Raw genomic sequence first — 19,180 nt, 5'->3', positions numbered from 1 at the left:
TCAACATCATAGCAACGGGACTTATACATACAAACGACGATTCCGATGGAGGAAAGAGGTGCTTTATGACCGATTATATTTACCGCTTTTTTATCTTTTGGTACATTTGCGGTGTCATTTTAGTAACATTCGATCTATTACCACCTTGGCTTGAGTGGGCGAATAGCGTATTTTTAATAACTGCCGGGGTCGTTGCAGGCATCTATTTTTCAAAAATGTACGGAATATGGAGTGGAATCATCTACAGTGGTGTCATCATTATCGCAAGTATCTTCATCGAGCATCTTGGCGTCGAGTATGATTTTTTATTCGGTTCCTATTTCTATACAGAAAACTTTGGTTTGAAAATCGTGGATACACCGATCACCATCGGCTTTGCCTGGTTACTGATCATCGGTTGTTCTCATGAACTGGCACGTGTCCTATCCAGTGGCTTGCCACCTGTTATAAGTAAACTTGTATTTTTGCTGGCAGGAGCTTTGATGGCTGTCACAATCGATCTCATTCTCGATCCTGTCGCCTTTAAAGTGAAAGAATATTGGATTTGGCAAGAAGCAGGCCTCTATTACGATATTCCTTTTTCCAATTTTTTCGGGTGGTTCACGGTTGCTGCTGTCTTCCACTTGATCTTCCTATTGTGGGGGCCGCCTCTTAAGTTGGATTCAAGTTTATGGCCGCGAAGGATGAGTCTCCTATTCGGAATGATCATTTTTATGTTTATCTGCATCGCTTTTATCGGAAAATTGTTTTTCGCTATCATTCTTGTCAGCATGTTGACCGCTGTATGGTACGCTTTATATTTTTGGAGGAAATCGTATGTTCAGACCCGCTCATAAACGACTTTGGCTACAATGGGGATTCACCCGCTTCAACCGGATGTTCCTGCACTATCATTTTCAAAACATTTTAGTCGATGCCCCTGAAAATCCACCCAATAAGAAAACGTTGTTCTTGATCAATCATTCTACATGGTGGGATCCACTGCTTGTTTTTCATCTCAATGATCAGATTATCCGTTCTGACGGGTATGGAATGATGCAGGAAGATGGTCTCCGGCGCTTTCCCTTTTTTCGCAGCATCGGGGCGTATTCGGTCAATAGCGACAATCATCGTCATCTGATAGAATCCTTGCGCTACAGTATGGATTTGCTGCAAGCATCTAAGACGGTCTGGATCTTCCCTCAAGGAGCAGAACAACCATTGGAAAAACGGCCGCTTGAGTTTTTTTCAGGGATAGCCTATCTTGCCCAAAAATGTCCGGATACCAATGTAGTGCCCATTTCGCTTTACTATGCACTCGAACATACGAAAAAACCGAATGCCTATATCACCATAGGCGAACCGCTCGATAAAGAGCGCTATAGGAATCTCGATCGTAAGTCGATGACCGAACATTTTGAAAAGAAAGCAGAGCAACAACTCGATATTCTCCGCGAGCGGGTCATTCACGAAGATTATGAAGTTTTTAAAAAAATTTGACAGAAAGGGTGGAACGTTTTGTCTTTCTTTACCTTCGTGCTTCTCCTTACCATACTTATCAATCTATGGACATTAGCGAACAGCTTGTTCCTTTTTCCCCTGTCAAAGAACACGACGCTTAAGCACAATCCAGCTGTGTCCTTGCTTGTTCCCCTTCGTAACGAAGCGGACAATGTCCATGGATTGATGTATTCGCTGCAAGCTCTTTCCTATCCTCATTTGGAAGTGCTCCTCCTCGATGACCATTCTGATGACGGTACCTACGAAATGCTCCTTGAACGGTCCCGGGACGATGCTCGCTTCCGTGTATTACAAGGAAAAGAACTGCCGGAAGGGTGGAATGGGAAAGTCCATGCCTGTCACCAGCTTTCCGAGGCCGCAACAGGTGAATATTTCTTGTTTCTGGATGCGGATGCGCGCGTAAGCCCAACAGTGATAGAACAGACACTATCGACGATGGAGAAAAAAAAAGCAAGCATGCTGAGCGGTTTTCCGAATTATCCAAACAACCATTTTCTCAGTCATATGCTCGTACCTTTGCAACATATGGTCGTACTTCTCCACCTCCCATTATTTGTCGCTAATAAAACAACAAAACCCCTTTTCACTGCCGCATGTGGCATATTCATCATGATTGAAAAGGAGGCGTACAATGCAATTGGAGGTCATGCCTCTGTGAAAGGATCACTCGTAGAAGACGTACATATTGCAAGAGAAGTAAAAAAGCATGGCTATAAGATGATTCTCGCTAATATAACGAGCACTACCCTTTCCTATATGTATGATTCAAGCAGGGAAACGTGGGCTGGATTTAAGAAAAACCTGTACACAGGAATCGGGCGATCCACGCTTATGGTCGCTTTCCTCACACTCTTTTATACTGTTATATTTCTTCTTCCAGCTTTTTTAGCAGTATTCGGGATTGTTTCAGGCGACCTTACGCTGTTGCTTCCCTATTTGATGACGGTGACATTCAAGATGTATGTCGATATCCTTACTGGTCACCCGCTATGGCTCTCCTTTTTGCTGCCCATTGCCGTGCTTTTACTGATCGGCATCATGATGGCATCCATGTTAGTCCATAAACGAGGAAAATCTTATCAGTGGAAAGGCAGGTCCTATCAATGAAGGTAGCGATTGTCGGAGGCGGTCTCGGTGGTTTATCTGCAGCAGTATCCCTTGCTAAACATGGCGTGGATGTCCGTCTTTTTGAGAAGAACCAGCACTTCGGCGGGAAGATGATGAGCGTCAATGAAGGGGGCTATCACTTCGATTTCGGGCCGAATACGATAACAATGCCAGAAGTATTCCAGGATGTCCTGAAGCAAGGAGGGTTGAATCCTGAAGAAAAACTCCCCTTCGCTAAACTCGTAAATCATACAAGGAATGAGTTTAAAGATGGCACAGTGTTCGACTTTTCTACAGATCGCTCCTATATGAAAAAACAACTCGCAGCCTTAGACCCTAAAGGAGCGCGGGAGTATGAAAACTTCTTACTGGAAATTGAACGGTTATACCGCCTATCCAAAAAGCATTTCCTTCACCGGACATTTTCCGGATGGAAAGACTATTTATCCCCTTCTCTTGCAAAAAGTATGACCAAAGTTCGCCCGCTGGAATCGATGGACCATTTTTTCAAGCGCTATTTTTCAAACCCTCACATCATCCAGGCGTTGAACCGCTACTCGACGTATATCGGATCAAATCCTTATCAAGCTCCGGCAACGTTCAGCATGATCGCCCATTTAGAATGGAATGATGGGGTGTATTTCGTCCGGGGAGGGAATACGAAGATTGCCGACAGCTTTGTGAAAGCTTGTGAAAATGTCGGTGTCCGTTTGTACAGTGGCACAAAAGTGACCAGGATACTTCATGAAAATAAAAGAGCGTATGGTGTCGAGACTAGTGACGGAGACCGTTTTGAAGCAGACCATATCATTGTAAATGGTGATTTGCTTCAAGCGGTGCCAGAATTGATTGACAAAAACGCCAGACGTTCACTGACCGACCAGAAGCTGCATTCTTTCGATCCATCGATTTCTGCTTTTGTCATCATGGCGGGGCTGGATAAAAAAATCGACAGGTTAAAGCACCACCACCTTTTTTTCTCGGAAGATTATAAGCAAGAGTTCAACATACTAAAAAACGGGTACTATGCAGAAGATCCGACCATTTATATTTGTACATCAGCGAAATCCGATTACTCCGTCTCTCCACACGGCGATAATTGCTTTATCCTTGTCAATGCACCTGCTTTAACAGACAAAGCGGGATATGATAAAGAAGCATATAAGTCTCATATCTATGACCGATTGCAGAGTTCGGGTATCCCGATTAAAGACCATCTTCGTTATGAGAAGGTTTTTGATCCTACAGCTATCAAAGATACCTTCGGAGCACATCGCGGATCCCTATACGGCCCTTCATCCAACAACAAGGCCCAGGCATTCATGCGCCCGTTCAATAAATCTCAGGATATGGATGGCCTCTGGTTTTGCGGTGGCAGTACACATCCTGGTGGCGGTTCACCTATGGTTGTTTTAAGCGGCCAGAATGTCGCAAACCAAATCCTAGGCAAACTGGTTCATATCGAATGATTTTTCTGGAAAGCGCCGATTCACACATGTTGTATAGCCTCCTTATATTTAAGACACTCTAAAAAAGGAGGTGACCGGACATGAATGACAAAAACAACAAGAAACAACCAAAGAAAGATCAACAACCTTCTCAAAATCTAGGTGAAGATCAAGACGAACAACGCATGAATGGTGATTATGGAATGTTAGAAACAGAACAAGAAGATCAACTGCATGATATTTAAAAGCGGAAGCGCCCTGCAAGACACGAAACAAATATGCAAAATTAAATTTGACCTATCAAAAAGCTCCGCATACGAATCTGTATGCGGAGCTTTCCTTGATGCAACCCTTTAAAATAGGATTGCGTCTTTCTCTCATAAAAGTCGGACATGCATAATCTTTGATTGTGGGTTGTTCTTTAAGTGGTCTTCCCGAGCTTTCTCTCTGTGACTTGCCATAACAGGAACCTTTTTGACGACTCCCGATTTCGCCTGATAATAAATCAGATATTTTTCTGCCATAGTTTAAGAACCTTCCTTTTATACGTCATTGATGGTACAAGTATTCGCAAAAGGGGATAGCCTTATACATTTTACAGGTTAGGTGCAAAAAAGAAGCAGCATTACTGCATCTCTGCAATAATCTGCTTCTTTTCTTGATCGGAGACGTAATTTCGATGTTTGAAAACCTGGTAACCACTCTTCCTGACTGCCGGAAGAATCGCACGATACATTCTTGACGCACCACCGACGGGAGCTCTCGAATAGAGTGGGTAGTTCGGCAAGGTTTCCATTGCGCGACCATAATACATTTCTGCATCACTGGCAAGGTCTTCCCACATACGGATAAAGTTCTTGTTCACTTTTTTCTCTTTTAGTTCACCATAACTGTAGTCATATGCTGCCATAACGTCCTGCGGTATATACAGACGATCGTTTTCGAGATCTTCCCCGATATCCCGCAATATATTCGTCAACTGCATCGCATACCCGAGTTCGATTGCACCTTTTCTTAATTTCGCCACACGGCCGGGTGCGATAACGGGGAGCAGCATTAAACCGACCGTGCTCGCCACATGATAACAATAGTGCAGCAAATCTTCTTTTGTTTTGATTGTATTTGGATAAAGGTCCATCCGCTGACCTTTGATCATGTCATAATAGGGATCGGGATCAATGGAAAAGTTGCGAAACACATCGTCCAGTGCCTTCCAGCAAGGATCCTTCAGCTCAAGCTTCCCTTCCATGAACGCATCGAATTCAAGCGAGAATGCTTCCAGCTCCGCTTTCGGATGGGCTCCTTCATCGACGATATCATCCACCCGCCGGCAAAAAGTATAAATCGCCCAAACGGCTTGTTTTTGTTTTTTAGGCAACATAGCGAATGCTTTAGAAAACGTTTTGGAATGTTCTTCGATTACTTCGCGACAATGCTCGTATGCTTCGTTTAAGTCGGTCATTACTATACACCTCGCTTGTAATTATGCCTTCTTTTCCCCTGATATTGCAAATAATCGACCAAAAGCTTCGCCCCCTGCATCACAATCGGTACACCGCCTCCCGGGTGCACAGATGCTCCTACAGCATAAACGTTACGTAATGGATAAGGTTGGAGCTGAGGTCGGAATACTCCGGATTGGAATAATGTTGGGGCAATCCCGAAACTGCCACCGGCATACAATCCGTCCTTTTCGGCATCTTCCGGTGTCCTGACATGCATCCATTCCATATGTGCACGCAAATCCGGAAAGCCCTTTTGTTCCATCTGATCCAGAACAGCTTGGATGAGGTCCTCTTTAGAAGACCAATCCACCTCTTCGCCGGTTGGAACGGGAATAAGTGTGTACAAAACACTTTTCCCTTCAGGAGCTAAGGAATCGTCGATCAGAGAAGGATGGAAGGTGTAAAAGGAAGGATCATCCGGCAATCGTTTATAAGCAAACACTTGTTTCATATGCTGATCAAAATCCACCGACATGAAAAATTGATGAATCGAATGGTGCTCATACTTGCAATCCAGTCCCATGTAAAGCAGTAAACAACCTGAAGATGGTGTATATTTACGATTAAGCTTCCGTTCGGCAGGTAAGAGTTGATCCATCACCGGAAAATCACCGTTCAATACGACATCATCGAACGGCACTTCTGTTCCATGTATTACTAAGGATGTCGCCTTGTCGTCATTTGTCCTGATTTTTTCGACTCCACTCGCTTTATGAATGATAACTCCCCGTTTCTTCAACTCCGCTTCGAGAATTTCTACAAGCCGGGCATAGCCTCCCTTCATATACCAAATCCCGTGGGCATGCTCACTATAAGATACCAGGGAGTACATGGCTGGGGACTGTTCCGGATGACCACCGATGTACAGCGTTTGTAATGTATAGGCCTCGACCAGACGCTCATCATCAAAATAGCTGCGCATCATCTTTTTCACATTTTGATATGCTTTCAACTGGATCAATGTTTTCAAGTTCTGTCCTGAAAAAAAGCTCCGCTTATCAACGAACGACTTTTCCAAAAACTGTGCTTTCCCTTGTAAGAAACGGGTGCGCATATCAGTCAAAAAACGATCAAACTGCACTTCATTGCCCGGAAATTTTTTTCTTATCTCAGCGTTTTGCTTGTTTCTGTCAGCATATTTGGTAAAAGACGACCCATCAGCGAAATGTACATCATATAAAGGCTCACACGGAACGAGCGGGATATCTTCACGATCTAGTCCCCCCTCTTCCAGAATACGGAGTAGCATATCAGGTAAAAGGACGATCGTCGGTCCTTGATCGATTTTAAAGTCACCATGACGTTCATAGGTTAAACGTCCGCCGAGATGGTCGTTTTTTTCAAAAATCGAGATGGTACGACCTTCATCCCGGGATAGTAGTAAAGCAGTCACCAACCCACCGATGCCGCTGCCCACAATTGCTGTATGGCTCATGTCGTCTGCTCCTCCTTCTCTCTGATCCATCCTGTTGTGATTCGTGCAGATTCGAGGATTGTCGGTAATCCGCTTCCAGGATGGGTTCCCCCTCCGACAAGCCAACAGTGTTCAAGCTCTTGGAAACGGTTATGCGGGCGGAAATACATCATTTGGGAAAGTTGATGTCCTAAACTGAATGTTGCTCCCTTGTAAACAGAATGATCGTTCTCCCACTGTTTTGGAGTCAGCACCTTCTCCTCTACGATATGTTTCCTTATATCTTTGAATCCTGTCTTCTTCTCGAGTTCCTCATAGATTAAAGTCTTGAATGTTTCCTGTTTTTCCTCCCAATCGATTTCCGAATAATTGTTCGGTACAGGTGCAAGGATATAGACGGCCGAATGCCCGGGAGGCGCGAGTGTCGGATCTGTCACACTTGCGTTATGGATGTAGATGGAAGGCTCCTCAGATAAAACGAGATCTCTTGTCATTTCATTCACGTTTTTTTGATAATCTTCAGCGAAAAGAATCGTATGGTGAGGCATGTCATACAGTTTATCGATTCCTACGTAAATCATGAATGTGGAACAGGAAAACTTCTTTTTTTCGAGTTTCTTTTTCGAATGGCTGCGTAAAACCCCATCATCGACGAGATTGGTCATGGCTTCTGCAAAGTCAGCATTGATAATATATTCGTCAGCATGGACATGTTCCCCTGTTTCAAGTTCAAGCCCTGTGATGGTTTTTCCTTCTACTCTGATCCGCTTGACCCCTTGACGAAGATGGATTTTTCCGCCATGCTCTTCTGTCACTTTTGCCATCGCTTTAGAAAGCTGATTCACTCCTCCGATCGGGTGGAAAACGCCCCACTCGTGTTCCATATAGGAAAGAATCGAAAAGGCACCAGGACACTCCCATGGCGACATCCCTAAATACTTCGCCTGGAAGGTGAATGCGATTTTCAGCCTCTCATCGGTAAAATAGTCAGAAAGCACATCATAAACGGACTTTCCAAGCGAAAGCTTCGGGAGAGCCTTCAATGCTCTTTTACTCACATAATCCGTCCATTTATTGTGTCTAGTTTGTAAGAGTGGCATCAATGCCTGCATCTTCTCTCTTGTATCCTTCATGAAACCGTCATAACCTTGTTCATTTCCAGGGAAATGCTCACCGATGACTTTCAGCATTTTTTTCGCGGTCGCGATACATCGGCACCCTTTTCCCATCAAATTGAAGTTCATACATAGGCGAGAGTTCTTTCATGTCCATATACTCATAGACGTTTCTGCCTGACATAGAGAAAATCTCTTCCATGATTTGTGGCATACTTAGAAATGTAGGACCGATATCGAACGTATAATCGCCGATGGTGAAGTGGCCATTTCTCCCCCCGACGGCTTTCTGTTTTTCGTATACATGGATATCATAACCATGGGAGGAAAGGATCATAGCTGCCGCCAATCCCCCTGGACCTGCTCCGATTATGGCAATTTTTTTCATAAGATCATTTCCTTTCCCGCCCCGAACTTCTGTTATGCAATCATTATACAAAATATGTACAGCAAGAACTATTATGGATGCTTTCGCAATGTGTCCCCCACCCTTTCTTGTATGTAAAGGATGTACCCTTCCATCGTTTGTTATAACCTTCCAGCATAGTAAAGTATACATTCGTTAAGCATCCAGAGAGTCTTTTAGTTAGTAATGACGGATTTTTATAAGGATAAAAGTGATGGATCCGGGGATAATAGCAGCGAAGGAGGCAGGCTTATGTATTCAAATCAAAGGATTTCTGGACCCTATTTCCCTTCTCATACAACACACTCCCCACCTCATAACCAATATAGTAACGAGCAACTGAATCATTGGTGTGAAGAAATGGACCAGTGTGAACATCATCAAGAACAACAGGCGAACAGCATGCATCAAAAGAGTAAAATCACAAAACTTTCTCCTCCGACGTTCATGAATTGAGGGAACTGGGTAAATAACCATACACTGCTCCCCACTCCTGCATAGGCTACCTATGTAACAACAGGAGGTGAGCTTATGTACGGAGGCTATCCTTACGGAGGAAGACATTGCGGCAGGCCGCGAGGTTATGGCAACAACTTTGCCTTGATCGTCGTATTGTTCATCCTATTGATCATTGTCGGTGCAGCATTTTATTACTAAGACCTAAAGGGAGGACGGTCGGCGGAGAATCGTTCGGAGGAGCTCAACCTTGAAGAGTTTTTTAAACGGTTTCGTTTGGAATCGCGAACCGGCCGTCGCATTTTTCCTTGAGCACATGGTTTTCAGTTACTTTCCCGGCTTCCTGTCGCCACAAAAAATATTTCATTCCTTCTTTTAAAATTACGGCACAGGTCGCTCAGGGAGACATGAAAGGGTTAAGCAAAGGATCTGCAGGAAGGTTAGTTTTCTTCCTATGACGCGAGTATCCTGTCTGAGCTCGACAGTAAAAAAGCACACAGCCGTTCGGCTGTGTGCTTTTGGTTGTCGCTTCCTGATTTGTTCCGGATAATTTCTCGTTGTCAGTTATAGAAAGTAACGGACCATCCAATTGATTAAGACCATTTCCTTCATAGGTAATTCCATATCTTTTCCGATATAATACGGATCCCTATTACTAACCAATAATGATTCTCTCTCTTGGATAATGGTACTTACCTTGCGCTTTATCATGTTTTTTGAAGGAGAATAGGAATGTCAACAAACCGATTCGTCCGAGGAACATCAACAGCATCAGGACGATTTTTCCGAACGATGATAAACCTGGGGTAATGCCTAAGGACAAACCGACCGTACCGAATGCGGAACACACTTCAAAAAGGATTTCATTCAACGTAAACGGCTCTGTGATGGACAGTGTCATGACAGCACTGAAACACACGAATAGGGCGACAATCGTAACAACCACTGCTTTATTTAAATCCTCCGGGTGGATCTCTCTTCGGAAAATCCGAATATTGTTCCCGCCTCTTGCGAACGTCAACACAAAGATGACAACGAGCGCGAAAGTTGTTGTACGAATACCGCCACCAACACTGCTTGGTGACGCTCCGATGAACATCAGGGAGGACATGAAAATCTGTGTCTGTTCGGTAAATTCATTGATGTCCATCGTCGCAAGTCCCCCACTTCTGGTCGTCACAGACTGGAAAAGGGCATAGAAAAAGACTTCATGCCAGGATCTGCCTTGAAAGAAGTGGTTGGATTCTAAAATAACGATCATGATTGTGCCAAATACGACTAAAACGAAAAAAGTGAAGGTCGTCAGTTTGGCAAATAGAGAAAATCGAATCGTTTTCTCGTCCTGATTTTGCATTAAATACTGTTTGACTTCGATCAATACAGGAAAACCGATAGCACCAGCGACGATCAAGATGATATTGATAAACTGGACAAAATAATCGTCCCGGAACGGAATCAATGACTGTCCTGTGATATCGAACCCACCATTGGTCATCGCACTGATTGTACCGAAAAAGCCTTGAAGATACGCTTCCCCTGGTTCGTAGTACTGTAAAAAATAAGTGCCTAAAACGAGGAAGCCGATCAGTTCAATCAAAAGTACGACAAGGACGATTTGCTTGACAAGCCGTACCATACCAGAGAAAGATGTCTGGTTCTGGTCTGTCATGATCAACCGGCGCTCTTTCAACCCGATTTTCTTTCCAAGCATCAGCCATATCAGTGTCCCGATTGTCATGACACCGATCCCTCCTAATTGGAGGACGATCGCTATAATGAAATAGCCGGTCGTACTGAATGACTCTGCTGTGGGAACCGTTGTTAAACCTGTAACACTAACGGCACTGACAGCGGTAAACAGGATATCTATGAATTCAAGATCCACTCCATCCCTGTGAGCGATTGGAAGTGCGATAAGTATGGATGCAATGGTGACGGCTGCTAGATAATATAAGGCGATTAATTGGAATGGCGATAAAGTATTGAGCCATCGCAGACTTTTTCTTCTCACCCACATAAAAGTAAAACTCCTTTGATGTTGCTACCTGAAGGATGGATATCATCACTCATCATATAGCAGGATATTCGACAAACTACTTGTACTATTATAATTCCCTCTGTCATCTCTACCAATACACACACCGGAGGCGTCTGAAAACCAGACGCCTCCACTTTTCGTATACATGTTATGCCTTGGATTCTTGACCTCTTTTTTTGAATTCTGTAAGAAGATCTTCTCCCTGATAACCTTCGTCCATTAATTGTTTCAACACTTTCTCCACTTGTTCCTGTTGGCGATCGACGATCGTACCCATGAAAATAACATTCATCCGGTCACCGATCATATTCACATCGATCGCTTTCACCATGAAAGTTGCTGGCCGATTGCTTTGTTTGGTGATCTTCACCTGGACGATTATTTCTTCTTCATTTTCACGCATCGTTTCAAAAAACTCACGATAACTTTCATCCACATAGGCTTCAATGACCCAACGGCCATGATCATCTTCCCTATTGATGATCAGCCCATCCTGCAGTTTGATTCTGCGTTGAGTAAGATCTTCATTCTGTTCTTCCATGATATCCAAAGAAATCAATTTAAAGGTTTTCACTCGAATGACCTCCGGGAATGATAATTACTTCTATTATAGAATACTCGGAGAGAGTGGGCAAAGATAGATTTTATCTTTCGTTAATAAAATCTTCCCCTTTTATGTATACAACCTCCCTCTATTTAGTTTCACCTGCTTTCCCTCGCGTGGTCAACGGAATCGACAGTTGCTTCCCTGCCTTCCTTATCCACCTCAAATACAGCGAACCATTGCTTACAATAGGATGACTTTCGGTGTCCTACACTCGATTCGGTTCATTTTTGATGATTTCTTTAATTCCATGTGCCATTGTTATTCCCACTCCTTGTGTTTTTTTAACAAGAAAATAATTTTGTTGACAATGAATAGGAAAACGAGCCCCTGCTTTCGTAGACAGGGGCTCGTGGTTTTATAGATGGTACTTATTTTTCGTTTCATTTATTCTATCTTCGATCAATCGTTTACGTTGGATGGATTGATCGATTTTCTTAACATCCGAACGCTCAATAATAATCGTAAAAATAATAAAATGGAGTCTCATGATTTTTTCCTCCTCTGCGAAATGAGGCTAAGCGGTATCCTTCTCAACATTCAACCAGTTCATAAAAGCAATTCTTAATATCTCTCCCATTGTAATCTCCTCCTTATTTTTTTACATGTAGCGGCTGAATGCAGATTTACGATCTAGCCATTCCTCTTGGACTGATGGTTTGTAACCGGGTACAGGTGGATAGGTTTGCTTCTTGTTCTTTGCGACAGTGATCGTAAAGATGAAAAATTGAATCGTCATTGGAAATCCCTCCTTTATCGATGAAATTGTAATTTTATATCTAAAGAGTAAAATTACCCTTAGATTCCATAAGAAAAAGCCGCAGGCATACTGCGGCTTTTGGAGAAAAATCTTTCCATTAAAAAAGCCACAGGAATACATTATGCATCTCCTGCGGCTGTTATGAGTGCTTTTTAGTAAATAATCGTAGATCTCAGTAAAATACCTGAGCGCAGGTCGATGATATGAAGTTCGTTAGGTTTGCTGTCATTTTTTTATTCATTGCATTCGACCTCGCTTTCTGAGAAATTTTTCTTACACTGGAAATTATATAGGACCTTTTCATGAAAGTAAAGCCTATTTCCAAAAAATTCTTGACTTTTTACTGTTTACCAACCAACGATTTATTTAATGGAAGCAATGGCGAGGAAAAAAAGCCCTATGCCATTGCTTGACGAAACGCCCCTGCCCTTACTAATGTATGGGACTTACCGGAAACTTATGATAATCATTCAACCAGAAAGCTCTTTACCTTCTTTTAACACTTTTTCAATTTGCACATCAAGCTCTTTCAGCTTTTCAATCGCTTCACTTTTATCCATCTTCTTATAATGATGCAAACCCATCGGCTGTTCATCTTTTTCATCGGCTTTTGCAACTACATGTTGAAGCGGTGTCCTTTTTTCTTCTAAACCGAAGGGCAGGTAGCTATCGGTATGAAGAAGGACAGCAACAGATACTTCCTTGGCTACAAGGCGGTCTTCCCCTAAGCGGATCAGCAATTTATGGGCTCGTTCTGCCCCTTTGATGGCGTGGATATCTGACTTTCGATATTCATCGTAATCCCATTTCCCGTCCCGGTACCATTCATAATGCCCCATATCATGAAGCAGCGCAGACTTTGTTGCTAAATCTGGATCCACTCCATGTGCCAGAGCCATTTCAAACGCATATTCACTGACGGTGACCGCGTGATGGATGCCTGATCGCTGCAAATATTTCTGTGTAATCCGATGTTTGAACACATCCACGAGAGTCACTCTATTCATACGATCACCTCCGATTTATAAATTTTAAAAAAGATCATATCATGTTCTCTGGACGAGAACAAGACTCTTCAAAAGTTTACCCTATCATGGAAAACAAAAACCTATGGCAAATCGCCTGCGAACAGTCATTCAGGGGTTAGCCTCAGCTTATGCAAAAGAATGGATTCAGGTGATCAGCTCGGACCCGGAACAGAACATAGAGAAAAAGAAGGCTTATCAATCAGCATGTCCAAAAACCTTTACGTACAGCCTTTCGCCTGAGCGTCCTTAACCCACCTAAGGAGAGTCGAATAATGTTGGGAGAAGTCTATATGCACCCGGATGTTTAGTCTCGTCGGGGCAGGGGTAGTGATATACTAACAAAACATTACGGAGGTGATGGCAGTGCAGGAACTGTCTTCTTACCAAATTACATTAAAGATTCCGTTAAAAACAAATCAGGTAATGAAATTATATAAAACGATCTCCAAGAACGGATGCGACTTATACTTACATCAGAACCATTTGATAGCTGACGGGGGCCATCTACCGAAATTATTATCTTTTTTCTTATTCATGGATCTCGATCATTCGTTTGTTATGATTATTGACGGAGAATGTGTCGACCAAGTTTATGATGAAATAGAAGGTATCTGTCGAGAGAATATCGCAGAAAGCAATTGCCGAAGAAGGTATAGCGGAAGCACAATGGAAAGCGACACTTCTATATCAGTATAATATTTTTTGTATCTCTAAATGAAAAGTCCAAGCAAGTACATGAAACGGCATTAGCCCTCAAACGAATACTAGATTTTGTAGAGAGTATAAAAAACGTCCAGGGATGGATCATCCCTGGACGTTTTATTGCAAACTCTTATAATGAAGCAGCTTTCTTCCGGGCATATACCCGTTCTTTTTTATGATAATTAAAACGGAATTGCAGGAAACCTAGAACTATGATAAGCGAAAACACTAAGAACACGTTACTGTATACGGCAGTGGTTCCTTCAAAACCGAACCAATTGAACGGCTGGTTCGGATCAAAAACATCCAGTGATTTCCCTATCAATGCACCGCTGAGTGCTCCTGAAACGAAATTGAGCAGGTTGAAGACCCCCATGCCGACACCTGTTTCATTTTTATGAAGGATGTTGGCTAATAGATCGGCTGATGATGCTTGCACGAGCGGAAAACTCATGTATGCAACAATGATGGTCGCACTAACTACATACGGATGTGCGCCAACGAGAGTAGAAAGCAGCAGAAAACCGGATGCAAGCAGTGTAAGCGCAAGATAAAGTACGAATATATTTCCTTTCGTATCTACAAGTCTGCCTCCTTTTTGCCCCATCAATGCCGCACTCAATGCTCCCGGAAAAAGCACAAGTCCGATCATCATCGTCCCCATTCCGTAAGCATCCCGGAACATGATCGGCAGCATGAACATCATTCCGAACAAACAGACGACCCCAAGAAAACTTGTAATGATTGTCGCCCGGTATTTGATATTTTTAAATAAATGAGCCGGTATGAACGGTTCATCAATCGACTTCATCCGCCATATATTCAGACCGAAACATGTGACAGATAGGAGGAACAACCAGGAAATACCTAGAGTAATTCCAAGGAGCAATGTCGATATCACTCCAGCAATCAAAGCAGCTCCAAGGTAATCGATATAGCCTTTCTTCGCTTCTTCCTGTGGCAAGTTTTTCCGTAAAAACGGCAAGGTGACAATAATCAAGGCAGACGTTAAAAATAAATAACGCCAATCAAGAAATCCAGCGATAAATCCACCAGCAATCGGACCGACACCAGAAGCGAAAGCCATTACGGATGAAACGATCCCCAATACCTTTCCGCGTTCATTAGGGAAGTAGCGAATAGGGGCCAAAAAGACAAGAGCCGGAATCATCGCTCCTCCCAACGCTTGGATCACCCTCGCTAATAGAACCATCGCATAGTTTTGTGCAAAGAATCCAAATAAAGATCCGATACAGAAAATACTCAAACCGAATGTAATCAACGTCCGGTATGGATAAAAATCGGCAAGTTTTCCATAAGTCAACGCACCGACAGCATAAACCATAATATAACCAGTCATCACCCAACTGACCTCTGACGGCATCAGCTGATAGGTTTTTGCGATGTCCGGAACGGCAATGTTAAACATCGTTCCATTCATTACAGACATCATCATGACCGCACAAAGAGAGATCAATAACCCCTTCGGATTACGGACCGTCTGCTCTTCATTCATCATTGACCTCCCCCTTTTCTTTCGATACCCGAAATGAATCATACAAGACTTCCTCATAGAAAGCAACGACTAATCCTTCAAAACTGGAAATTTAAATTATTCGACAATTCAGATATAATGGACATAGCATGGATTTTATGAAAAGGAGTGAAGGTGCATGTATGATGTAGCCATTATTGGAGCCGGGCCAGCTGGAGCGAGTGCTGGACTTTTCACAGCGAAGGCTGGAAAGAAGACCATTCTTTTTGACAGTGGAAAAAGTATCACAGCTAAAGCCTGGGTCGAGAATCATTACGGCACAGATCCGATCGAGGGGCCTAAATTGTTGGAACAAGGGCAAAAACAAGCCGAAAAGTTCGGAGCTGAAATTGTGAAGGAAGAAGTTGTTTCGATCAAAGAAGACGGAACACTCTATATCATCGAAACTTCGGAGGGTAGTTATGAAGCAGACCATATCATTTTTGCGACGGGAATGTCTGTAAAAGCCGGGGAAGAACTCGGTTTGGAAATCGTTGATGGTATTGAGCCCCGGGTAGCGAAAATCATTAAGGTCGATGCGCACGGTCACACCTCCCTGCCAAAAGTTTGGGCCGCAGGAACCGTTGCCGGTGTCAGTGTACACACGATCATTACTTCCGGCGATGGCGCAAAAGTCGCCATCAACGTCATAAGTGAACTGAATGGCAAGCGGTATGTAGACCATGACGTCTTAGGGAAGTAAACTATCCCACCTAAGTTGCCAGACAATGAATATCCCCTGCTCCACTGGTGAGCAGGGGATATTTTTATGATTTTTTATCCTTAGGTGGATGGAAGCGACCGACACCGAGTTCCCGTCCTTCTTTATATATCGCTTTAATGAAGCTGATGACCATCAGGAGCATGATAATCGAAAACGGCAAAGCAGCGATAATCATCGTGTTTTGCAGGGCTTGAAGGCCACCAGTATAAAGTAATGCAAGGGCAGTTGCGGATAGTAATCCGCCCCAAGTCAATTTAATGGTATTGCCAGGTGTTTCCGATCCCCCTGTCGTCATCATACCTAATACAAATGTTCCTGAATCCGCAGAGGTAATGAAGAAAGTGGCGATCAGCAGCATCGCTACAACCGAAGCAACCCAGCCGAATGGAATGTTCGAAAACACTCCGAACAACGATTCTTCTGTAGCTAAAGAGGAAATCGTATCAACGGCGTTATGTTCGAGGTTGATCGCCGTACCTCCGAATGTTGAAAACCATAGAAAACCAATGACAGAAGGAACGATCAACACCGTGAACACGAACTCACGAATACTGCGTCCTCTGGAAACTCGAGCGATGAATACTCCTACGAAAGGAGACCAGGCGATCCACCAGGCCCAATAAAAAATTGTCCAGGCATTGATCCATTCGCGTGTCTCTGGATTTAGAGGTGCGATGCGAAAACTCATATTAGGCAAATATTGAAAATATGCACCGATCGAGTTTGTAAACAAATTAAGAATGAACATCGTCGGACCGAAAATAAATACAAGCAAAAATAACAAACCGGCGAGTCCCATATTCGCATTACTCAAAATTTTAATACCTTTTCCTAATCCCGTCCATGCAGAAATCATGAACAACACCGTCACAATCGCAATGATGATAAATTGAACCAGGATACCTGTTGGAATATCAAACAGGTAAGACAATCCTCCATTGATTTGTACCGCACCGAACCCGAGCGTTGTCGCGACACCTATAACCGTCGCGATGACAGCGAGGATGTCGATCACTTTTCCGATCACTCCCTCTGCCGCTTTTTCCCCGATCAACGGTTTCAGTGTGGCACTGATCAACCCAGCATGGTCGTGACGAAAATTAAAGTAAGCAAGAACAAGTGCTACAATGCCATAAATGGCCCATGCATGGATACCCCAGTGAAAATAGGTGAACCGCATGGCATCTTTGATCGCTTGATCTGTTGCTGTTTCTCCTGTCGGGGAACTGATGGCATAGTGACTGATTGGTTCAGCCGTACCCCAAAATACAATCCCGATCCCCATCCCGGCACTAAAGAGCATGGCAATCCATGTCGGACGCGAGAATTCAGGTTTCTCCCCCTTTTTACCCAGCTTGATCCTGCCAAGTGGTGTGAATAAAAACGTCAGACAGACGAGCATGAATAGTGTGACAACGATCAAATAATACCAGCCAAGTTTATTTGCAATGAAATCTTTCACGGTTGTCGTCGTTTCCTCCAGGCCATCCGGCCAGACGACACCGATGACGACAAGGATCAGCATGATGCTTGCAGATATTTTGAATACCGTAGTAAATTTACTAAGCACAGGTGCGGCTCCTTCCTTTACGGAGATTTATCTTTATTATCTTAAAGACCGCTAATCTTATTCGAAGAAGAAAAACTGAATAATAAGAAAGTTGCTTTCCTATAGCATACCTGTCAGACTAAAACAGGAAATGGAACGATGGATGATAAGAAAGCAAAAGCGCCCTGAAACACCCGAACCAATGAACGAAATGGTCGTGGTTGCCTATATCAAGAACGGCTGGTCGCTTTTCGCTTGATTGTACCCATTTATTCCTCATTGTTATAAGCTTTGCGGGAGAGTAAGAAATATAGAAAGCGCAGGTGAAGAAGATGATCGAAGTACGTACGTCTACGCTGGAGAACGATGAATTGAACAGAGGTGTATTCGCTAAGCGCGATATCGCCAAAAATGAGCTGATCCACCAGGCTCCCGTTATTCCATACCCGAACGAGGAGCATGTGCATATCGAAAAGACACGGCTCGCGGATTACGCGTTTGAATACGGAGAAAACCATACAGCTTTTGTATTAGGCTATGGGATGATGTTCAACCACTCTTATGAACCGAATGCCGATTATGTGATTAACTTTGATAATCATTCCTTTGATTTTTACGCATATAAAGATATTAAGGCTGATGAAGAAGTCTACATTAATTATAATGGTTTTGTTGATGAGCAGGATCTTCTATGGTTCGACCAGGAAGAAGATGATCAATAAGTTTCCCAACTAAAAAGAGGAGCTTCCTTTCAACTAAGGAAACTCCTCTTTTTTGATGCGATTAATCCTACCTTCCACTAACTGGCAGGATAGTTGAAGACTCAGTTTCGATACTTTTATATAAGTGGATGGGCTGCGGGAAATGACTCGCTTACCGTGGGAGTCTCGCCATTCCCCTCCGCCCCTTTGCCATATCAGTGTCTCCGAAACCACTTCTTGGGAACTCTGCTTGTATGTTCAAGCGAAGGGGTTCGTTGCTCACTGCATGTAATGGGGTGGTGGGGAAGCTGGGAGACTCCCGTGGGAGAAGGAAGTAGGCGAGATCCCACAGGGCGATAGCCCGAGGAAGCTCGGCAGTTCCCCCACAGGAAAGCGAGTAGCTTCCCAACCACCCCTGACGCCCAACACGGCAACGAATCCCGGAAACATCTCAAAACTGAGTTTTCAAGAATTGGGAGCTTTAGTTGATTGTTGGACATTTATCATTAGCGAGGGCGGCGTTCTTGGACGTCAAGAGAGATTTCAAAGATGTTGATCAATCCGATCATCTCCTTCGTTTTCTTGTTAC

At 43.5% G+C, this 19,180-nt stretch carries 21 protein-coding genes and 1 pseudogene; 11 read left to right on the top strand and 11 right to left on the bottom strand.

The genetic code is table 11. The annotated features are described in order from the left end of the window. Positions 1 to 65: 65 nt before the first annotated feature. From BMZ58_RS10140 to BMZ58_RS20805, 5 genes are all read left to right on the top strand, one after another. Positions 66 to 836, top strand: a complete 771-nt coding sequence (locus tag BMZ58_RS10140) for a carotenoid biosynthesis protein (protein WP_075036443.1) — start codon at positions 66 to 68, stop codon at positions 834 to 836. After that, positions 817 to 1,479 carry a lysophospholipid acyltransferase family protein gene (locus BMZ58_RS10135; RefSeq protein WP_075036442.1) on the top strand — a complete coding sequence of 221 codons (663 nt, stop codon included), beginning with the start codon at positions 817 to 819 and terminating at the stop codon, positions 1,477 to 1,479. Before BMZ58_RS10140 ends, BMZ58_RS10135 begins: the two co-directional genes overlap by 20 nt. A gap of 18 nt (positions 1,480 to 1,497) precedes the next feature. After that, positions 1,498 to 2,607, top strand: a complete 1,110-nt coding sequence (locus tag BMZ58_RS10130; RefSeq protein ID WP_083412676.1) for a glycosyltransferase family 2 protein — start codon at positions 1,498 to 1,500, stop codon at positions 2,605 to 2,607. Then, positions 2,604 to 4,076, top strand: coding sequence for a phytoene desaturase family protein (locus tag BMZ58_RS10125; protein WP_075036441.1), 1,473 nt, complete (start codon positions 2,604 to 2,606; stop codon positions 4,074 to 4,076). The genes BMZ58_RS10130 and BMZ58_RS10125 overlap by 4 nt, the downstream gene beginning before the upstream one ends. A gap of 80 nt (positions 4,077 to 4,156) precedes the next feature. Beyond that, entirely contained in the window at positions 4,157 to 4,300 is a 144-nt protein-coding gene (locus BMZ58_RS20805) for a DUF4021 domain-containing protein (protein WP_139207329.1), read from the top strand. Between the two features lie 132 nt (positions 4,301 to 4,432). Here BMZ58_RS20805 and BMZ58_RS21125 read toward each other — a convergent pair whose 3' ends face one another. From BMZ58_RS21125 to BMZ58_RS10110, 4 genes and pseudogenes are all read right to left on the bottom strand, one after another. Further along, complete coding sequence (locus tag BMZ58_RS21125; protein ID WP_167360065.1) at positions 4,433 to 4,579, bottom strand: hypothetical protein; 147 nt, start codon at positions 4,577 to 4,579, stop codon at positions 4,433 to 4,435. A gap of 101 nt (positions 4,580 to 4,680) precedes the next feature. Then, positions 4,681 to 5,517 (bottom strand): phytoene/squalene synthase family protein, encoded by an 837-nt coding sequence (locus BMZ58_RS10120; protein WP_075036440.1) that lies wholly within the window; start codon positions 5,515 to 5,517, stop codon positions 4,681 to 4,683. A gap of 2 nt (positions 5,518 to 5,519) precedes the next feature. Then, a complete protein-coding gene (locus BMZ58_RS10115; RefSeq protein ID WP_075036439.1) occupies positions 5,520 to 6,995 on the bottom strand; it encodes a phytoene desaturase family protein in 1,476 nt (491 codons plus the stop codon). Further along, positions 6,992 to 8,477 (bottom strand): annotated as a pseudogene (locus tag BMZ58_RS10110) (phytoene desaturase family protein). Before BMZ58_RS10110 ends, BMZ58_RS10115 begins: the two are co-directional and overlap by 4 nt. Before the next feature lie 270 nt (positions 8,478 to 8,747). On the opposite strand from BMZ58_RS10110, the gene BMZ58_RS10105 reads away from it, so the two are divergent. Together BMZ58_RS10105 and BMZ58_RS10100 are read left to right on the top strand one after the other, a co-directional pair. After that, positions 8,748 to 8,951 carry a hypothetical protein gene (locus BMZ58_RS10105; RefSeq protein ID WP_075036438.1) on the top strand — a complete coding sequence of 68 codons (204 nt, stop codon included), beginning with the start codon at positions 8,748 to 8,750 and terminating at the stop codon, positions 8,949 to 8,951. 75 nt (positions 8,952 to 9,026) lie between these two features. Further along, positions 9,027 to 9,152: a YjcZ family sporulation protein gene (locus BMZ58_RS10100; RefSeq protein ID WP_075036437.1), complete on the top strand. Its 126-nt coding sequence runs from the start codon at positions 9,027 to 9,029 to the stop codon at positions 9,150 to 9,152. Positions 9,153 to 9,606: 454 nt separating this feature from the next. Here BMZ58_RS10100 and BMZ58_RS10095 read toward each other — a convergent pair whose 3' ends face one another. The 5 genes from BMZ58_RS10095 to BMZ58_RS10080 all read right to left on the bottom strand — a co-directional run bounded on the left by BMZ58_RS10095 (position 9,607) and on the right by BMZ58_RS10080 (position 13,360). Then, on the bottom strand, positions 9,607 to 10,968 hold the full coding sequence (locus BMZ58_RS10095) for a TrkH family potassium uptake protein (protein ID WP_075036436.1): 1,362 nt from the start codon (positions 10,966 to 10,968) through the stop codon (positions 9,607 to 9,609). A gap of 169 nt (positions 10,969 to 11,137) precedes the next feature. After that, on the bottom strand, positions 11,138 to 11,563 hold the full coding sequence (locus BMZ58_RS10090; RefSeq protein ID WP_075036435.1) for a YwpF-like family protein: 426 nt from the start codon (positions 11,561 to 11,563) through the stop codon (positions 11,138 to 11,140). Between the two features lie 388 nt (positions 11,564 to 11,951). Continuing rightward, on the bottom strand, positions 11,952 to 12,083 hold the full coding sequence (locus BMZ58_RS21615) for a hypothetical protein (RefSeq protein ID WP_279626128.1): 132 nt from the start codon (positions 12,081 to 12,083) through the stop codon (positions 11,952 to 11,954). Positions 12,084 to 12,194: 111 nt separating this feature from the next. Beyond that, a complete protein-coding gene (locus BMZ58_RS21120; protein WP_167360064.1) occupies positions 12,195 to 12,332 on the bottom strand; it encodes a hypothetical protein in 138 nt (45 codons plus the stop codon). Positions 12,333 to 12,823: 491 nt separating this feature from the next. Next, positions 12,824 to 13,360 (bottom strand): HD domain-containing protein, encoded by a 537-nt coding sequence (locus BMZ58_RS10080; protein WP_075036433.1) that lies wholly within the window; start codon positions 13,358 to 13,360, stop codon positions 12,824 to 12,826. Between the two features lie 103 nt (positions 13,361 to 13,463). Here BMZ58_RS10080 and BMZ58_RS21115 point away from each other — a divergent pair, with 103 nt between their 5' ends. Further along, a complete protein-coding gene (locus tag BMZ58_RS21115; RefSeq protein ID WP_167360063.1) occupies positions 13,464 to 13,631 on the top strand; it encodes a hypothetical protein in 168 nt (55 codons plus the stop codon). 107 nt (positions 13,632 to 13,738) lie between these two features. Then, on the top strand, positions 13,739 to 14,077 hold the full coding sequence (locus BMZ58_RS10075) for a hypothetical protein (protein ID WP_075036432.1): 339 nt from the start codon (positions 13,739 to 13,741) through the stop codon (positions 14,075 to 14,077). 136 nt (positions 14,078 to 14,213) lie between these two features. On the opposite strand, the gene BMZ58_RS10070 is transcribed toward BMZ58_RS10075, so the two are convergent. After that, positions 14,214 to 15,602, bottom strand: coding sequence for an MFS transporter (locus BMZ58_RS10070; protein WP_083412675.1), 1,389 nt, complete (start codon positions 15,600 to 15,602; stop codon positions 14,214 to 14,216). A 154-nt stretch (positions 15,603 to 15,756) separates the two neighbouring features. Here BMZ58_RS10070 and BMZ58_RS10065 point away from each other — a divergent pair, with 154 nt between their 5' ends. Continuing rightward, entirely contained in the window at positions 15,757 to 16,320 is a 564-nt protein-coding gene (locus tag BMZ58_RS10065; protein WP_075036431.1) for an FAD-dependent oxidoreductase, read from the top strand. A 64-nt stretch (positions 16,321 to 16,384) separates the two neighbouring features. Here the strand turns inward: BMZ58_RS10065 and BMZ58_RS10060 are convergent, their stop codons facing one another. Beyond that, entirely contained in the window at positions 16,385 to 17,911 is a 1,527-nt protein-coding gene (locus tag BMZ58_RS10060) for a glycine betaine uptake BCCT transporter (protein WP_139207328.1), read from the bottom strand. Between the two features lie 311 nt (positions 17,912 to 18,222). Between BMZ58_RS10060 and BMZ58_RS10055 the strand changes: the two genes are divergently transcribed. Further along, positions 18,223 to 18,612 carry an SET domain-containing protein gene (locus tag BMZ58_RS10055; protein WP_075036430.1) on the top strand — a complete coding sequence of 130 codons (390 nt, stop codon included), beginning with the start codon at positions 18,223 to 18,225 and terminating at the stop codon, positions 18,610 to 18,612. Positions 18,613 to 19,180 lie beyond the last annotated feature (568 nt).

Origin of the sequence: Halobacillus dabanensis, assembly GCF_900114165.1 — a bacterium.
In the GTDB taxonomy this organism is placed as follows: Bacteria; Bacillota; Bacilli; order Bacillales; family Halobacillaceae; genus Halobacillus; species Halobacillus dabanensis.
Note: the sequence above shows the minus strand (reverse complement) of the source record. Positions and strands in the feature narration are given on the sequence as shown.

Bases quoted from the DNA above. Each gene is read 5' to 3' on its own strand.
- BMZ58_RS10100 (WP_075036437.1), top strand. From the start codon at position 9,027: ATGTACGGAGGCTATCCTTACGGAGGAAGACATTGCGGCAGGCCGCGA.
- BMZ58_RS10065 (WP_075036431.1), top strand. From the start codon at position 15,757: ATGTATGATGTAGCCATTATTGGAGCCGGGCCAGCTGGAGCGAGTGCT.
- BMZ58_RS10095 (WP_075036436.1), bottom strand. From the start codon at position 10,968: ATGTGGGTGAGAAGAAAAAGTCTGCGATGGCTCAATACTTTATCGCCA.
- BMZ58_RS10135 (WP_075036442.1), top strand. From the start codon at position 817: ATGTTCAGACCCGCTCATAAACGACTTTGGCTACAATGGGGATTCACC.
- BMZ58_RS21120 (WP_167360064.1), bottom strand. From the start codon at position 12,332: ATGACGATTCAATTTTTCATCTTTACGATCACTGTCGCAAAGAACAAG.
- BMZ58_RS10055 (WP_075036430.1), top strand. From the start codon at position 18,223: ATGATCGAAGTACGTACGTCTACGCTGGAGAACGATGAATTGAACAGA.
- BMZ58_RS10115 (WP_075036439.1), bottom strand. From the start codon at position 6,995: ATGAGCCATACAGCAATTGTGGGCAGCGGCATCGGTGGGTTGGTGACT.
- BMZ58_RS21115 (WP_167360063.1), top strand. From the start codon at position 13,464: ATGGCAAATCGCCTGCGAACAGTCATTCAGGGGTTAGCCTCAGCTTAT.
- BMZ58_RS10075 (WP_075036432.1), top strand. From the start codon at position 13,739: ATGGCAGTGCAGGAACTGTCTTCTTACCAAATTACATTAAAGATTCCG.
- BMZ58_RS10105 (WP_075036438.1), top strand. From the start codon at position 8,748: ATGTATTCAAATCAAAGGATTTCTGGACCCTATTTCCCTTCTCATACA.
- BMZ58_RS21615 (WP_279626128.1), bottom strand. From the start codon at position 12,083: ATGAGACTCCATTTTATTATTTTTACGATTATTATTGAGCGTTCGGAT.
- BMZ58_RS10120 (WP_075036440.1), bottom strand. From the start codon at position 5,517: ATGACCGACTTAAACGAAGCATACGAGCATTGTCGCGAAGTAATCGAA.
- BMZ58_RS10140 (WP_075036443.1), top strand. From the start codon at position 66: ATGACCGATTATATTTACCGCTTTTTTATCTTTTGGTACATTTGCGGT.
- BMZ58_RS10070 (WP_083412675.1), bottom strand. From the start codon at position 15,602: ATGATGAATGAAGAGCAGACGGTCCGTAATCCGAAGGGGTTATTGATC.
- BMZ58_RS20805 (WP_139207329.1), top strand. From the start codon at position 4,157: ATGAATGACAAAAACAACAAGAAACAACCAAAGAAAGATCAACAACCT.
- BMZ58_RS21125 (WP_167360065.1), bottom strand. From the start codon at position 4,579: ATGGCAGAAAAATATCTGATTTATTATCAGGCGAAATCGGGAGTCGTC.
- BMZ58_RS10125 (WP_075036441.1), top strand. From the start codon at position 2,604: ATGAAGGTAGCGATTGTCGGAGGCGGTCTCGGTGGTTTATCTGCAGCA.
- BMZ58_RS10080 (WP_075036433.1), bottom strand. From the start codon at position 13,360: ATGAATAGAGTGACTCTCGTGGATGTGTTCAAACATCGGATTACACAG.